The 16,955-nt window shown below is 52.3% G+C and carries 12 protein-coding genes; all 12 read right to left on the reverse strand.

Annotated features, from left to right (window positions below):
* Positions 1 to 334: 334 nt before the first annotated feature.
* The 12 genes from ACFPOF_RS03350 to rfbC all read right to left on the reverse strand — a co-directional run bounded on the left by ACFPOF_RS03350 (position 335) and on the right by rfbC (position 16,835).
* Positions 335 to 2,461, reverse strand: a complete 2,127-nt coding sequence (locus tag ACFPOF_RS03350; RefSeq protein WP_378129620.1) for a helicase-related protein — start codon at positions 2,459 to 2,461, stop codon at positions 335 to 337.
* Positions 2,462 to 2,635: 174 nt separating this feature from the next.
* Positions 2,636 to 3,040 carry a hypothetical protein gene (locus ACFPOF_RS03355; RefSeq protein ID WP_378129622.1) on the reverse strand — a complete coding sequence of 135 codons (405 nt, stop codon included), beginning with the start codon at positions 3,038 to 3,040 and terminating at the stop codon, positions 2,636 to 2,638.
* Between the two features lie 219 nt (positions 3,041 to 3,259).
* A complete protein-coding gene (locus ACFPOF_RS03360) occupies positions 3,260 to 3,982 on the reverse strand; it encodes a response regulator (RefSeq protein ID WP_378129624.1) in 723 nt (240 codons plus the stop codon).
* Entirely contained in the window at positions 3,972 to 5,150 is a 1,179-nt protein-coding gene (locus ACFPOF_RS03365; RefSeq protein WP_378129626.1) for a sensor histidine kinase, read from the reverse strand. The genes ACFPOF_RS03360 and ACFPOF_RS03365 overlap by 11 nt, the downstream gene beginning before the upstream one ends.
* A 149-nt stretch (positions 5,151 to 5,299) precedes the next feature.
* The gene (locus ACFPOF_RS03370; protein WP_378129628.1) at positions 5,300 to 7,984 is read right to left on the reverse strand and encodes a stalk domain-containing protein; all 2,685 of its coding nucleotides are present in this window, start codon (positions 7,982 to 7,984) and stop codon (positions 5,300 to 5,302) included.
* Between the two features lie 192 nt (positions 7,985 to 8,176).
* Positions 8,177 to 8,530 carry an MmcQ/YjbR family DNA-binding protein gene (locus ACFPOF_RS03375; protein WP_378129630.1) on the reverse strand — a complete coding sequence of 118 codons (354 nt, stop codon included), beginning with the start codon at positions 8,528 to 8,530 and terminating at the stop codon, positions 8,177 to 8,179.
* On the reverse strand, positions 8,527 to 12,357 hold the full coding sequence (locus ACFPOF_RS03380; RefSeq protein ID WP_378129632.1) for a SwmB domain-containing protein: 3,831 nt from the start codon (positions 12,355 to 12,357) through the stop codon (positions 8,527 to 8,529). Before ACFPOF_RS03380 ends, ACFPOF_RS03375 begins: the two co-directional genes overlap by 4 nt.
* Before the next feature lie 357 nt (positions 12,358 to 12,714).
* Positions 12,715 to 13,917, reverse strand: coding sequence for a methionine adenosyltransferase (metK, locus tag ACFPOF_RS03385; protein ID WP_378129634.1), 1,203 nt, complete (start codon positions 13,915 to 13,917; stop codon positions 12,715 to 12,717).
* 127 nt (positions 13,918 to 14,044) lie between these two features.
* Positions 14,045 to 14,311: a small, acid-soluble spore protein, alpha/beta type gene (locus tag ACFPOF_RS03390; RefSeq protein ID WP_378129636.1), complete on the reverse strand. Its 267-nt coding sequence runs from the start codon at positions 14,309 to 14,311 to the stop codon at positions 14,045 to 14,047.
* 106 nt (positions 14,312 to 14,417) lie between these two features.
* Positions 14,418 to 15,293 carry a dTDP-4-dehydrorhamnose reductase gene (gene rfbD, locus ACFPOF_RS03395; RefSeq protein WP_378129638.1) on the reverse strand — a complete coding sequence of 292 codons (876 nt, stop codon included), beginning with the start codon at positions 15,291 to 15,293 and terminating at the stop codon, positions 14,418 to 14,420.
* Positions 15,290 to 16,270, reverse strand: coding sequence for a dTDP-glucose 4,6-dehydratase (gene rfbB, locus ACFPOF_RS03400; RefSeq protein WP_378129640.1), 981 nt, complete (start codon positions 16,268 to 16,270; stop codon positions 15,290 to 15,292). The genes rfbD and rfbB overlap by 4 nt, the downstream gene beginning before the upstream one ends.
* Before the next feature lie 4 nt (positions 16,271 to 16,274).
* On the reverse strand, positions 16,275 to 16,835 hold the full coding sequence (gene rfbC / locus ACFPOF_RS03405; RefSeq protein WP_378129642.1) for a dTDP-4-dehydrorhamnose 3,5-epimerase: 561 nt from the start codon (positions 16,833 to 16,835) through the stop codon (positions 16,275 to 16,277).
* Between the last annotated feature and the right edge of the window lie 120 nt (positions 16,836 to 16,955).

A 16,955-nucleotide genomic window follows, 5' to 3' on the forward strand; every position in this document is an offset into this window, starting at 1 on the left:
CAATCTCCGCAACGCTCCGCCCTCCCGCATATCCGACAAGCCGGAAAAGGGATCCACGGAATGTTTGCGCTGCACGGCGGACACAGCGATGCGACGATGGCTCTTGGTGCCGGATGAAGCAGCGGGATCGGCCGATCTTTCCTCGCAGAATGACTGCCCCCGCATATTGGACAAATTACGTTTCGCGGCGAAAATAGCTGCCCTAATATTCCCATTATAGTCGACTTCCCCCTATTAAACGTTTTCATATTGTTAAAAGTTTTTATCTTTTTGATTAAGATTTCCTAAAGATTGGGCGAAAGTTTGTCGAATATCAACAAATATCGTCAAGTGACTATGAATTTAGAAATCCCTCCCGGGCAGCCAGGGCGTTCATAGCGCGAATCTGACGAACGGCTTCCTGCTGCGCGTTCGTCCATGAAGGGGCGGCAAATCGCACGACTCCTGCCGGGTCAGCGGCCGAGCGACCTGCCCTCCCAGCCATCTGGACAAGCGATGCCCCGTCAAACATGGCATGGTGCGAGTCGATGACATAGACGTCGCTTCGCGGAATTGTAACCCCTCTTTCCAGTATCGTAGTCGTTACAAGCAGACGGAGTGCGCCGGAGCGGAAGTCGGCCACCTTATTCGTTCTTTCTTCATCTTTAGAAGAGGTGCCGGCAATCGTCTCTGCGGACAAGCCCAACCGATCGGCATGATGCTTTAGCAGACTTACAAAAGGCTCCACTTGTTTGATATACGGCACGAACATGAAGATTTGTGCGCCTCTGTGTACCGATCTCTGCAATGGTTTAAACAGCTTGGAAGGCAGACGTTGCTTCTTCAGCAGCTCGGAAAGACGAGATATGGCGATTCTGCCGGGTACGGGAAGCGGATTCCCATGGAAGCGGACAGGCACACGCGCGCAAGAGAGCTTGCCTCGCGCAACAGCGCGTTGCATCGGGGCTGGCGGAGTTGCGCTCAAGTAAACGGTGACGCCGAACGGCCGTCTGCACTTCTCCGCTGCATAGTGAAGCATCGGATCGTTGTGGAATGGGAAAGCATCCAACTCGTCGATCAGTACAAGATCGAACGCCTCCTGAAAACGAAATAACTGTTGAGTGGTGGCAAGCGTCAGAGCGCCCGTCTCCCACCTCATCTCGCTTCCCCCGTAAAGGACGATCGGAGGCACATCCGGAAAGGCTTTCGCTAATCGCGGCGCAAGCTCAAGCACAACGTCTCGGCGCGGCGTGGCAACAAGGGCGCGGCCTCCTTGGGAGACCACGAAGTCGAGCAACGGAAAAATCATTTCCGTTTTGCCCGCGCCGGTAACAGCCCACAGCAGGAATGCACGGTCGTTTGACACAGGGGTACCGAGACGTGACGGATTAAGTGTTGATGGCTTTTGGGTGATCCGCTCTTGCAAGAAAGTCAGCGCCTTGTTCGCCGCAGCAGCTTGCGCGGCGCTTAGCCCCCAGCGCTTCGATAAGTGCTCGCGGCCGATTGGATAGGATTTGCGCTTGCCTGGGACGCAGACAGCTTCGGGGGCGCCGGCAAAGTTAGCGGCGCTAACAGCGCCAGCCTCCGGCCGCTGTGCTAGCGCGCCGATGACGAGCAGCCCGCACTCGCGGCTGCGCCCCATCGTCAGGCAAGCCGCGCAATACGCGCAGGCTTGCCTCCCGCACGCGGCGCACGGTGTGCGCCGCAAAGCTTCGCTGCCGCTACCGCAGCGGCGGCAGCGCAATTCGGGGCGCCGCCGCGAAGCCGGCGCCCCAAGCCCTGGCAGCCGAGCGCTGCGCAGCCGCTCGGCCCAAGCGCGCAGCCCGCGTAGCGGCGGGCGCGCAGGTTCGGGGGACACGGCGGCCGCCAGCCGCACGATCCCCATTAGCGAGGCGAGCTGGAGCGCGGCGAGGGGCGCTTCCTTGAGCCCCGCGGGCAGCAGCCGCGGGAGCAACTGCTCTGCTTCTTCTCGCAGCAGGGACCTGCCCGCCAACGCCGGCGCAGCCATTCTTATCGCTTTGGCGAGTACGCCCATCTTGCCCTCGGAGTCCGACTTTCTGCCCTGTCCGATCGCTTTTTCAATCTCAATTTTCTCAGCGCCATCCCGCTCTTCTCCCGCCGACACCCCCTCCATGTCGACGCACGATAGCAATGCCCGCTTCAGTTCTTCCAACCATATCATCTCTCCGCTCGCATGGCTGCCCGGGCCCATTCTCTCACGCTCCCTGACACCACCCTGTCTCACACTTTCCCCGATTGGTGCGTCGCTAAGTGACCCGATCCGCCCGCCACTGCCCTCTCTCGCCCACATCTCATTTAATTTCTCGCTTAGATCTACGGCCATGCCCAGCGGAAGCTCCTCTTTCACACGCACGATCTCCGCTCCGCTACCCTCCCAGTACCCGCAGTCCACTTCCCACGCAACGGAAATTCTGGCCTCCCTGCAGTCCCCTTTTCGCAACGCGTAGAGCACAGCCTTCATTTTCACTTCCCCCGTTTCGTCAATCATGCATTAACGACAAAAAAATCTTCACTTCCCCCGATTCGCCAAACCTCCATATAACGACAAAAAACACCCCCGTCGCCGCATCCGCAGCAATCGGGAGTGTTCTTCACTCCGAACAAAACTTATTTGCATTTGCCTCATTGTAAACGATTATCTTTGACCTGGCAACCGCGTCACATCGCCTTCGCGATCGAGATCAACGTAAACGACTTTCCCTCGTCCCTCGTTGCTGCCACCCGACCGTGAGATGCCAATGTCATCCCCATCGGACCGGTGAACCCAATCGATTCCGGACTTGCCACGCGCATAACATTCCGTAATCCGGCCCGTGTCGTCATTCGAACGATCCAACACAACTGTAATCCCGATGTCCATGCCGCTTCTTCGCGCAAACTGCCTAATAGAACGAATATACCATTCGATATGCATCTGATGATTACCGGCAACGAGCACGTAATGCCGTCGTTCCATGCGGCCATTTCTCCGAACAAGCCCATGCACAGCTAAAATCGCAGCGGCATACAATCCGACAATCCATAATAAATCGGGGAACACGGCTGGCACCTCCTCTGGCATGAAGGTCAGTGATGCTAAGGCGTATCTGAAAACCCGCTACCCTCGGAGTATTCAGATGCGTCCTAAGGAACGGCGACCATCCCGGTCATCCGTCTACCTGTTCCACATCATATGCCGAAACAGAAAAGGGAGTTCCGAGCACGCCGCCACTATAAAAAAAGCGCCACAGTCGATGTCCGACCGAGGCGCTGCTCTTATTTACAACGTGACCCATCCGTACTTGATGGAATTGATGACCGCTTGCGTGCGATCGTCCACTTCCATCTTCTGCAGGATGCTGCTCACGTGGTTTTTGACTGTCTTCTCGCTAATAAATAAATTCTCCCCTATCGTCTTGTTACTTTTGCCTTCCGCCATTAAGCGCAACACTTCGGCTTCGCGGCGAGTCAGCGGATTGTTGCCGCGCGGGATAAGCTTCGTGACCGTCTCGCGGCTAGCCGCTGCGCCGGAAGTCGCCCCGATCTCATCCAAATACGTCATGCGGCGTAACTGGTTGATCAGCTTGCCCGTCACTTTGGGATGGATGTACGCATGCCCCTCGGCCACCGTGCGAATCGCGTTAACCAAAGCCTCAGCTTCCATGTCCTTTAACAAGTACCCTGACGCGCCCTTGCGCAGAGTCTCGAACACGTAACTTTCGTCGTCATGAATCGAAAGAATAATGACTTTGATCTCCGGGAAAATATCGCGTAGTCGCTCGGTCGCCACCACGCCGTTCTCCGTCGGCATGTTGATGTCAAGCAGGACAACGTCCGGCTTCTCGTAATTGCAAAGCTCCAACACCTGAATACCGTCTCCGCATTCCCCAATGACCTCGAGGTCGCTCTCCATATTCAGGATGCGCTTGAGACCTTCGCGGAATAACTGGTGGTCGTCAGCCAGGAGTACTTTGATCTTGCGCACTGCAACTTTATTCTCCATGTGCGAGAAACTCCTTTCCTGGCTCTCCTTTGATAGGGATATCGATGATGATTTTCGTGCCATGCCCCGGCTTGGATTGAATCTCCCACTTGCCTTGCAAGAGCTCGACTCTCTCCTTCATGCCAATTAGACCGAAATGAGAATGGGATTTCGCCCGGGACTCGATCGCGTCTACGATGAAGCCGACACCATTATCTTCGATATGCATTTCGACAGTCGTTTCCTTGAAAAACAATTCTAGCGATACATATGTAGATTGCGCGTGTTTAAGCGCGTTATTAAAACCTTCTTGAACGAGCCGGAACATAGCCGCTTCCATGGCGCTCGGCAGACGCCTATCTTTACCTGCCGTCTCGAACACCGTGCGGATTCTCGTCTTCTCTTCGAAATCCTGCGCGAACTTGCGAAGCGTCGGCACCAATCCGAGATCATCAAGCGCCATCGGACGGAGGTTGAAAATAATTTTGCGAATCTCTTCCAGGCCGATGCGGATTTGCGATTTGAGATCGACGAGCTCGCTGCGAACGACTTCCAAATCTTTCGTGTCGAGGAGCCGCTCGGCGATCTCCGTTCGAAGCACGAGGTTGGCGAGCGATTGTGCCGGGCCGTCGTGAATCTCGCGGGCGATGCGCTTGCGTTCGTCTTCTTGGGCAAGGATGATTTTCAGCCCGATAATCTGGCGGTTTTTCGCGGACTCGAGAATACGCGTGACTTGGGTGAGGTCGCCGGACAAATAATCGAGAACGACGCTCATCTGCAAGTTGATCGTATCCGCCCGCTCGATCGACGTCTCCACGCTCTTTACGCGCTTCTGAAGATCGTCCCGCCGTGTCTTGAGATAACCTTCTTTTTCCCGGTACACCATCAGATCAAGTTGAAGCTGCGTCGCTTTCTCGTAGGCGGACTTGATGTCTTTCTCCGAATATCGGACGAAGTCTCTGCTGACTTCGGTCAGGCGAATCCGCGCAAGCCGATAGTCCCGCTCCAGCCCGTCTACTTTCGTGATCGTTTCCGACGTTTCCCGAAGTACCGTCTCCAGTTCAACGGTTAAAGAGTGCAGTTCGCGGCGGGCTGCCTCGCAAATCTCGAACACTTGAACTTTGCTGTCTTCCATAACGGATATCGCATTCTGGATTACCCGGTCTACTTGATCTACATGATAATCCATGAATACGACTCCCTTATCCTTAATCGGTGCCCCCGCATCAACCGAGCGCCCTGTAATCACTAGGGCGCTCGGCTTTTTGCTGCTTATTTAACATCATACCATAAATCCGTGAAGCTCATAGAGCGGGTTTAATAGATTTAGGGTTAAAATTAATGAATTGTAATAGTTTTCTTCTTCTGATCCCATTCGACTTTCATGCCGAGCTGCTCCGTAATGACGCGGATCGGCACGTAAACATTGTTCTTCTGAAGGATCGGCGAACCCGTTACAGTCAAGCGCTGGCCGTTCAAAATCGCTTTGCTGCTGCCCGACCATAGCTCGAGCATTCTGTCGCCGCGGAGGACGGTAATTTTCTTCGCTGCGTTGTCCCATTGGTAAGTTGCGCCCAGCTTCGTCGCGATGTATTGAAGCGGCACATAGTTCGTTCCGCCTTGGTTAAACGGCGCTGCCGGCAGCGCCGCTTTCTTGCCGTCGACTGTCGCTTCCTTCTTCCCGACAGTCATAACGATCGTTGGCTTCGGCACCGCAATCTGAGCCGGAGGATACTGCAGGACGAGATTATCGAACGCCAGCTCGCCGGTAACCGCCCTTTCGTCCTGGTCCTGCTCCTGATTGACGATGTACAGCTTCGTCAGCTTCGAAGGTCCTGTTAAACCGCCCGCCGCCAGATCTATGCGTACATTTTTCCAACCGGTCCAGTCGATCTTATCGGCAACATTAATGTATACCGTTTTCCCCTTGGCATCGGTGAACTCCGCGCGAAGCCAATGCGAACTTTGATCGCCCAGAATATCAAGCGTCATCGTGCTCGGCGTGCCGTCTATCGAGATGCCTTTGCCGTCATTCAGCACCGCGTTGGCGTAACGCTTGCCTTTGCCGTTCGTGAAATCGTAATCCAGCACAAGCACTTTAGAGTTTTCGCGGCCGGGAATACCCGTCGAGATTGTTGTCGTACCTACTGTCTCCACCGGAGTACCGGCGAATCCGACGTTGTACGTCGCTTTCTCGAAATCTTCCAGCATCTTCTCCGTACCCGCTGCCAGGACGGCAACGGTGCCGTAGCCGTCGTATCTGGCGATCGCGTAACCGACCGATGCGTTCTTTTGCACTTGATCTACCGTAATTTTGCCGCCATCCGCTTTACCAGTAAAGCCGCGGAATTCCCATTTGATCGAAGCAGCCGGGATCGATAACTGTCTGCCATCCGTCAAAGTCGCTTTAACCGGAACGCTGATGACCGCGCCCGGACGCAGCACTCGGGAGCTTGGCTCGACGGTTAACTGCGAGATTTGCGCTTCGCCGATCACTTCAATTGTCGTCTTGTCGGTCGCCTGACCGGAAGTGACGCTGAGTGTGGCATTGCCCGGCTTCGTCGCCGTTAACGTCCCTCCGCTGATCGTTCCAATCGCCTTATCAAGCTTCCAGATGGCAGCAAGGCCAGTCGGATCAAGTGGATTGTAGTACGTGTCGTATGCTTTAAGCGAATAATTCGCTTGCCCGCCGACGAAAAGCGTCTTCGGACCGCTCGCAGTAATACCTTTCAGTTCCCCGGAGGGAGCTGTCGTGAAAACGCCGATACCGTTCGTCACGAGCCGCTGCGTCGTACCGTAGGACGTCGGATGAGACAACTGCACCTGGAACTCGCCAAGCGGACGGGAAACCATCGTCGTCGAACCGCCGCCGTCCAGGTTGATCGCCTTCCAGGCGCCGAGCGAGACTAGAATTTGCTGAAGCTCTTTCAGCGTAACGCCATCGCGTCCGCCGTTCTCCTCGACGGTAACGAGATACGCCGTCGCGCCGTCCTTCGAATACCCAACAGCTGTGCGAGCGCGATCCGCGCCTCCGCTGACGCCGTTAATGTTCCGCGTGAAAGCGGAAGCAGCGCCTTGGTCAACAAGCAGCGTATGCCCGCTCACCATCATCTGGAACGCGTTCTCCGCGTACGTCGTGCCATTCGTCATTGATTGAAGAGAATATTCCGACTGTACGGGCTGACCAACGGTCAAGTGTGTCTTGATAAAATCAGCCGCTGTCTTGTCGCCATGACCACGCAATATGTACCCGTTCGTCGGGATCGCCGTCTTGATCGGCGTGCCGATGGACACTTCCGTCACGATGCCGTCGACGACAAGCGCTTCGGTCGGCTTCGTCGCGCTGTTCACCGGACGCTCCGGCGCCGTCCATGCACTCGTGTAGATGTACAGCGCGTCCACGTGGCTATAAGCGCTGTTAGGTTCCGTCATGTACGCTGACTTGTTCATACCCGTCAACGAGAACTGCGCTCCGTCAGCTGCAGTCACTGTGCCGGTAAACTTAAACTGGTCGATCATCGGCTTGCCGTCGGCTGTTACGCCGAACGCGTACATGCCGGTCAATTGCTCCGTGCTGACGAGCAGCTTGCCCGATGTAATCTGCGCGCCCATCGGCACGGCTTCCGTTGCGATTCCCGTCCGGAACACGTCGCCGTTAATGCCTGCGATCGCTCCAGTTTCCTTAGCCATTGCGCCGACGGATTGCTTCGTCGTGACGCTGCCTTTCGGGCCACCCATTGCGTCCAGCTTCACATAGGGATTAGTCAAATCGATCTGCAGGACATGAACCGCTTCGGTCGCCTGCTTCGAATCGGACGGCACCCATTTGTAAGACAATTCGCGGACCCCGGACGTTACGATGGCGTCGGTTTGTTTCACAAGCTTGTAAGTGACCGCAACCGCGGCATAAGAATGCGGGATGAACCCGCCGCTGAACGATGACGACAAGACGATAGCCCCTGCAAGCAGAGGTGCGACGAGACGTAAGCTTCTCGACCGAACATGTTGTGTTTGTTGTACCATTCCATTCTCCCGTAATTCTCTAGATTAGGCATGGAGCGTTGCAGCTCTATGTAATACCTACTCTATTAGACTCGGAAAAAGTGGAAAAGTTACACTTGATTTTCGATCGTGCGAATTTTCATAGATTACGTAGGAACGTAAGCTAGTCTATCGAAAAAAGACGACCAGATTCGGCCGCCTTTCTCCTTCGTGCTATTCGATTTCCTCGCGCTCCTGCTTCGTCAGCTTGCTCTTCACCAGCAAGTAAGATTGTTCGTACATCGCGAGCAATTCATTATCCGGAACATCGCCGTTCAGGACGACGGTGTTCCAATGTTTCTTGTTCATGTGGTAGCCGGGAAGAACGGCTGAAGGATACTGCTGCCTAAGCAGCCAAGCTTCCTCCGGATCCGCCTTCAGATTCACGCTTTCACATTCTCCCGTATGGCCGAACAACGCAAACATTTTACTTCCGACATACAGTACCGGCAAGTCCGGATCGAACGGATAACGAAGTGTCGTTCCCCGCCATTCCAGCCCTTTAGCTATCAATTGTGCGTGATTCATAGGAAGTCCACGTACTCGAGGAACCGTTTGATCATAATCGCCGCTTCCGCCCTCGTCGCATTGGCTTTCGGGTTGACAGTTGTTGGCGTGTTTCCTTTGATGAAACCAGCCGTCACGCTAATCGCCACTCCATCTTTCGCCCACGAACTGATTTTGGACTTATCCTTGAACGAGTTTAACGCAGTCGAAGACGGCGAAGTCTGATAGCCCGCATATTTCATCGCCCGCACGAGAATCGTAGCCATCTCTTCCCGGGTAATCGGGTCGTTCGGGCGGAATTTGCCACTGCTATCTCCCTGAACGATGCCCGCCGTGCTGACGGCACCGATATATGCGGCTACGGTTCCTGTCATCCCAATATCTTTGTACTTACTGGCAGCACTCCGATTCCCTGTAAGTCCCATGCCTCGAGCAATGTATTCCGCAAAGTCTGCTCTCGTAATGCTTTTCGCGGGGTCAAACTTTAATTTAGCTGTTCCTTCCACGATGAACTTTGACGCGAGTGTATTCACATCCGCCCGTGCCCAGTGAGTTGTCATATCGTTGAACGCGAAATTCGATCTTTTTACTACCGCGTAGGTGCTATTGCCTTTCCGTGAAAAATTGACCTTTATCGTACTTCCCGAGCTTTCGATGCGGGTTGGCACGTAGTTCAAATCTCCAGATTCCACATCCAGCCTCACAACAGCAATATCGGTCGTACTTCCACTGCTATTGACAGTGATGGAACGGTTAACGTATTTCTCGTATTCGGTGATCTCCTTCTCCGTTCCGTTAGAGTTAACAAACGCGGAGAAATCAATCATGGAACCTAACACTTGCCCACCCTGGCTCGCTACAAGAGAGGACAACGCGGCATTCGTCGTTCTTTCGATTTTCAATACGATCTGCGCATTGGCAATGTTATTCCCGGATGCTTGCACAAGCTGCGTATAGCTCAGCGCGTTTAGAGGGAAGTCGAAAGTCGATCCGTCGTATTCCACCGTAACGATTCCATTAGAGACTTTGCCGACGGAGTCTACGATCGATTTAATCGGCACACTTACGACTGCTCCCGCTTCCGTACTCGGAACCTGCAGGGTAATCCTTGGGGTCGAGATTCCGCTTGCTGTTTTTAATAAAGTAAACGCTGCGGTCAGTTTATCCCCATCCACTGTGTACTTCTTAGCTGTCCTTCCGGACGCAGTTTGAGAGCTCGACGTTGATACGGCTCTGGAATTCATACGATAACCATTCGAACCGTTAGACTCCAAATAATCCGGTAGGCCGCTGTTCGTAGACTGGTTGCTCACAAGGAAGTCCGTGAACGTATCTGCAATCTGTCCCGTCAAATCCTTTAACGAGTTTCCTGAATTGAAGTACGAGACAGTCAAACGTTGGGATGTCGTTACTGCTGAGCTTAACGTAAGGAACACTTGAGAACCGCTTACTGAAACGTTCGCCAAGCTGACATAGTTTCCATCAGCTTTCACCGAATACTGACTCGTATAAGGGATAGAGGCATTACTTAACGCCGCCGAATAATTAAGAGCCAATACCGAACCATTTAGTACCGCAGACATGAGAGTCGCTTTGTTTACTCCAACTCCCGTGATTTGATACCCGTTTATTGCCGCTGCTGGATTTCCCGCCAAGTCCGCTACAGGGTTCGTACTCGGGTTATAGCTAAGAATGACAGCCGAGCCATTGGTAACCGACTGAGATAACGTCAACTCCACACTCGTGTTACTAATCGCCACTGCACTGATAGACCATGCGGTTCCATTAACCAGTACAGAGTAGCTGGACAAAACCGGAAGAACATTAGATCTTAAAGCTTCGTTGTAGTAAAGCGTAATTTTATTTCCTACTGCGATCGCCGACGTAAATGTCGGAGGAGTTGTATCATTCGGGTTCAGCACTTGGAATCCGCTAAACGCACTCACCGGATTCCCAGCCGTATCTCTTAATGGGTAACTCGATGGCGAGTAATTAACCGTTATATTGCCAGAAGTGCTCGTCACCGGTGGAAGCGTCAGTACAACTAACGAGCCGTTGATCGCGATAGCACTCGGGTACACATATTGACCGCCCCAATTAATATAAAATTGATCTTTAGCAGCAGCATTGGCAAGTGCAGCCAATGTTTTATTAAAGTTAAGCGTGACGATAACCCCCGCTGCCGTTCCGCTGATCGGACGAGGAAGCGTCGTATCCGCCGTATTAGTAACGTCTCTGCTGACGAAGCTTACGGCCTCTTTCTGCTGAAGACTCTGTATCCTCTTCGCTGCGGAGTAACTATCGGGGTAATAAGAGATTTTCACAACTTGCCCCACGATTACCCCGTTCTGTAACGTTACTCGCACTTGATTCGACGTAATCGAAACGTTAGAGACCGGTTGGGATACATTGTTGACCGTTACGTAAAAATTGCTCGCATAGGGAACCTTGGTGGTATCCAATTGGTCGCTATAAGTTAAGACAATCGTTGAGCCTTCCATTTCAGCCTTAGTTAGCGTCGGAATGGCTCCTGCGACAGAAGTGTCAAATGCCCACTGATAAGGGTTAAGAATCCCCGCAAAACTATTACCTGCTATGTCCTTGATCACTCCATTAGGTACCGTGATCGCATAGCGCGTGCTGGGCAATAAATCGGCTCCGCCCGTTTTCGTGAAGATAACTTTCTTCTTGTCACTATCTTGGGACAAAGATAAATTCGTTACAGAATTCACGTTAGCCTGCGGGAACAGAACGCCGTTACTTGAACCGGCAATTGTAACCTCTTCGTTAAAAGTGATGCTGAAAATAGTCGTATTCAGCGGAACAGACACAGCTGATACCGCTGGAGAATAAGTCGTTGGTACCGGAGGAACAGTATCGGCTATTGCCGTAAACGTCCACGAGCCGGAGACTCCAGCATAATAATTGCCAGTAGCATCCCTAAATGCATTATTTCCAATTTCCACTTTGTAGGATGTGCCATTAACGAATGCAGGACAAGTATAATCGGTCGGTTTGATCGTTACGATCTTTCCTGTTGCCGCATCTATTGTAACTGCGCTTGTATACACCGGAATACTGCAGAAAAGCGAGCTTGCTCCGTTATCCGGAAGTTTCTTTATCGTTACATTGCCAGTCCCCGCATAAACTTTCTCATTAAACGCAATCGAGATTCCACCATTTAGTTGACCCAGTGTCCCGCCGTTCGTCGGAGTGAAGGAAACAACTGCCGGCGGGGTGATATCAAACATTTCCTCCGTCAAGAATGTCCATACCGTCTTATCGGTCAATCCAGTGTAGGGGTTACCCATGGTATCCTTGAACGTTCCTGGATCGATGACAACATAATACTCGGTGCTGTTCTCCAGCTTCAATGGAAGTGGAATAGTAATAATCGACTCTCCTGGAAGCGTCGTATTATCAATGGCCACAGCACCTTGAGATGAGGAGTTAATTGCCGCAATGACTGAATCGTTGCTTTTTCTCTTAACATATATGAACCCTTGATTGTTCTGCATTGGACGATTAAATTTCATCTGCAAACTTATTGGCGCATCAGCGTCTACGTCCGTTGCGGAGGAACCGTACGGAAATTGCGGCGTTCCCGCAAGATTAACTACCTTGAATCGATACGCAGTTGTCGAATTCATGCTTCCCGCGTAAGGCTGGTCGCTGTTTACTCCGACAAATGCCCCACTAGAAATAAGGACGTAGTAAGTCCCCGCCGAAGATATCGTTGTCGGTTTAATACTCACGATATTATTCGAGAGCCATTGAATGTGGCTTGTATCTGTCGCAATCGGATAATCAGCGACCAACGTATTATCCGCATCCAGATAGATTTGCACACTTCCTGTACCTCTTCTTACCGGCTCGTTGAATACAAGTTGAATTTCGTTATTCGCAGTAATTTCTGACCCGCTTGGTGGAGAGAGAGTCACTGTCGGCGGTACAGCTGCAGCGAATGTAAATTGCTCCGTCCGTAGGCCAAAATTATAAAACAATGAGACAATTAGGGCCACCAGTAGTGTGATTGATATAGTACGAATACGTGGCATACGTCAAACCTCCGCTTTTAAACAGTCTTGTAGTAAATACTTCGGCTTTTGCAAGGCAATTAATTAGGGTCGAACGACTTATTTCCAGATGTTGATTTATAAAAAGCCTCCGCGTTTGCGGAGGCTTTAGAGTTATTTCTTATTTTCTTACGCCAAAGCGCCTTGCTTCAACGCTTCTACGCGATCGAGACGTTCCCATGGCAAGTCGACGTCCGTGCGGCCGAAGTGACCATACGCCGCTGTCTGGCGGTAGATCGGGCGACGCAAGTCGAGCATCTTGATGATGCCAGCAGGGCGGAGGTCAAAATTATTCGTGATCAACTCAACGAGTTTCTCTTCGGACACTTTGCCCGTGCCGTACGTATCGACATTGATCGATACCGGCTTCGCTACGCCGATTGCGTAAGCAAGCTGGATTTCGCACTTGTCAGCAAGACCAGCCGCGACGATGTTCTTCGCCACGTAACGAGCCGCGTACGCTGCGGAGCGGTCGACTTTTGTCGGATCCTTGCCGGAGAATGCGCCGCCGCCGTGACGTGCGTAACCGCCGTACGTGTCGACGATAATTTTCCGGCCGGTCAGTCCAGCATCCCCTTGAGGTCCGCCGATAACGAAACGGCCCGTCGGGTTGATGAAGAACTTCGTATCGCTATCCAGCCATTCTTTCGGAACTTCCGGATAAATAACGTGCTCCTTAATGTCAGCCTGGATTTGCTCCAGAGTGATCTCCTCGGAGTGTTGTGTCGAGACAACGATCGCGTCGACGCGAACCGGCTTGCCATCGATGTATTCAACCGTAACTTGCGTTTTGCCGTCCGGACGAAGATACGGAAGCGTGTCGTTTTTGCGTACTTCGGACAAACGACGGGACAGACGGTGAGCGAGCGCGATCGGAAGAGGCATCAGTTCCGGCGTCTCGTTTGTTGCAAAGCCGAACATCAAGCCTTGGTCGCCCGCACCGATGTCTTCGTTTTCTTGCTGCACGTCTTTGCCATCGCGGGATTCAAGAGCTGCGTTAACGCCTTGAGCGATATCAGCGGACTGCTCGTTCAGCGACGTCAGAACCGCGCAAGTGCTGGAGTCGAATCCATACTTCGCGCGCGTATAACCGATATCTTTAATCGTGCGGCGAGCGATTGCCGAAATATCGACATAATCCGCTTTGCTGGTGATTTCGCCGATGACGAGTACAAGTCCAGTAGCTACAGATACTTCGCACGCCACGCGAGCGTTAGGATCTGCTTCGAGGAACGCGTCCAATACCGCGTCCGAGATTTGATCGCAAATTTTATCCGGATGGCCCTCAGTGACCGATTCGGATGTGAACAAATGCCGTCCTTTGATCGACAAAGTGTCCAGCCCCCTACATATAAAATCAGCCCTTTCCAATAGGAAAAGGCTGTCTAAGCTAAACCTTCGATTAATAATACCGAAATTGTCGAGGGGTGTCAATAAATCTGGCGCCTATTCCTTGCTGTTATAGGATTGTTTGTTCTGCTTGTCGAATGAGTCGCTTCGTAATGCCTCCTCCAAGCGCACCTGCTTCCCTGGACGACAAATTGCCCATATACGCTTCACCGAATCCGGCCGATGGAATGCTGCCCAATTCGCCCGCGAATTCCGTGTCCTGGCCGCTTCCGCTTGCGAAAGCGGGCACGCCGAGTTCGGATGCGATCTCATACTTCATTTGTTTCAGCGCGTTAGCGCATTCCGGTACGACAAGTCTGTTACTCCTTCGAGCCATTGAAGATGACCTCCTTGAATGGGATAGCCTTATTGTTCTCTTGGCTTACCCGTTCAAGGCGTATGAGTTAATGGGATACGGGGCAAAATGTAGCAGAAATCCGCGTTTATCCCCTTTCTTCTCGCTCTCTTTCCATAAAGTGCTTTAAGGCATCACGCCAATGTCGCAACGGCTGCAAACCTGCGGCGATTAAAGCATCATTTCCAAGCACCGAATACGCTGGCCGTGAAGCTGGTCTCGGATACTGTTCCGTCGTACATGGCGACACGTTTACCTCATGCATTCCCGCTTCCTCGAAAATAGCTTGGGCGAACTCGTACCAAGAACATTTTCCACTACCGGTTGCATGATAGGTTCCGTATCGATCCGACTTCGTAAGCTCAAGTAGGAATGTAGCCAGGTCATACGTATAAGTCGGCGAGCCGATCTGATCCGCTACGACAGATAGTTCACGGCCTTGCGCCCCGAGTTGCAGCATTGTTTTCACAAAGTTATTCCCGTATCGCCCATATACCCAGGACGTTCTAGTTATGAATAATTTGGAATGAATGGCCGAAGCGACTTTCTCCCCCTCAAGTTTGGTTTTGCCGTATACCGTCCTGGGCGATGTCGTATCATATTCAGCGTAAGGACGAACAGCAGTCCCGTTAAAAACATAATCCGTACTCACGTAGGTTAGTTTCGCCCCGACGCTCTCGGAGGCCTCCGCGACATTCCGCGTTCCTTCCACGTTGATCTTCCACGCCGCCTCGGGCTCAGTCTCCGCGCGATCAACAGCCGTATAAGCTGCTGCGTGTATGACCGCATTCGGCCTGTGATGCGAGATGACTTCTCTGCACTGTTCAGCATCTGTTATGTCCAGTTGTTCGCGGTTTAGAGCGATCAGCCGTACCCCGCTGGACTTTAGATGTGCCAGTTCCTGCCCTAGTTGGCCACCCCCACCCGTAACCAAGACAGTCATCTTTACGCCTTCGACGCTCATTGTCTATATTCCCCTGTTTCAATGCGCCGCATCCATTCTCCGTTCGCTTGATACCATGCGATCGTCTGGCGAATGCCCGAATCATAATCGTATCGAGGTTGCCAGCCCAATTCATCCCGAATCTTCGTCGCATCGATCGCATACCGGCGATCATGGCCGAGACGGTCTTCGACAAAGGTGATAAGTGTCTCCGGTTTACCGAGTTGCTTCAGTATCGTACGAACGACTTGCTCATTCGTTCTTTCATTATTGCCACCGACGTTGTACACCTCACCGCTCCTACCGCTATGCAGCACGAGGTCAATAGCTGAGCAGTGATCCTCCACATGCAGCCAGTCCCGCACATTTTGACCATCACCATATACAGGCAATGTTTGATTCGTTAGCGCATTGCGTATCATAAGGGGGATCAATTTCTCCGGAAATTGAAACGGACCGTAATTGTTCGAACATCGCGTAATATTCACGTTCATGCCGAAAGTTTCATGATACGCCCGTACAAGGAGATCCGCTCCCGCCTTGCTAGCCGAATACGGACTATTCGGTGCTAGCGGTGTCGACTCGATAAAAAGTCCTTCTGCACCTAACGTCCCGTACACTTCATCTGTCGATACTTGAATGAATTTGTGAACCTGATATTTACGCGCGAGATCGAGCAGCGTCTGCGTCCCAGTCACATTCGTCCGGACGAAAATGCCTGGATCGGTGATGCTGCGGTCTACGTGCGACTCTGCGGCGAAGTTTACGATCGCATCGATGCCTTCAGTGACTAGCGTTTCTATCGCTGGTACGTTCGTTATATCGGCTCGCATAAATCGATAATTTGGCGACTGTTGAATCTCCACCAGATTATCCAAATTTCCAGCGTACGTCAGCAGATCCACATTAACGATTCGATAGGTCGGATACTTTTCCAACATATGTCGTATGAAGTTACTCCCAATGAAGCCAGCCCCGCCCGTTACGAGCAGTTTCATGCCATCACCCTATCCGGTATACAAAGTTGTTTTCCGCTTCCTCTAATGTCGGATGATTCGCGTCCTTATTCGAGAGGATCGGAAATAGAACAGGCCACTGAATCGCGAGCTTCGCGTCGTCCCATGCGATCCCTCTGTCATGCATCTTTGAATAAACGCAATCCACCTTGTACTGAACTTCCGTGTTGGTGGCGATCGTGCAAAAGCCGTGCGCAAACCCTTGAGGCACAAGCAACTGTCTTTTATTGGCCGCGCTTAACTCAAAACTCTCCCACTGCCCATAAGTCGGCGATCCTTGACGAATATCGACCACCACATCCCAGATCGCTCCCGCCGTCACCCTCACGAGCTTCGACTGCGCTCTCGGTTCAAGCTGGTAATGTAACCCTCTAAGCACACCGACTTCTTTCGAGAAAGAATGATTGTCCTGTACAAAATATTGCGGAATCCCGTTAGCAGCATATCGATCCACATGGTAGCTTTCCAAGAAAAAGCCCCGTTCATCTTCATGTACAGCAGGTTCGATCAATTTGACACCTTGTAACCGACTTTCAATCACCTTCATCGGATCACCCTGCATTGTCCATTGTCAAACTTCTGAGAAAATGTCACCCTAACTCGTCCGAGAAAATGTCACTTTTTTAAGTGGTGCCGAAGCCTCTCACCAGAGCGCTTCGGCATAGCT

Origin of the sequence: Cohnella soli, from assembly GCF_042655525.1 — a bacterium.
GTDB classification, from domain to species: Bacteria; Bacillota; Bacilli; order Paenibacillales; family Paenibacillaceae; genus Cohnella; species Cohnella soli.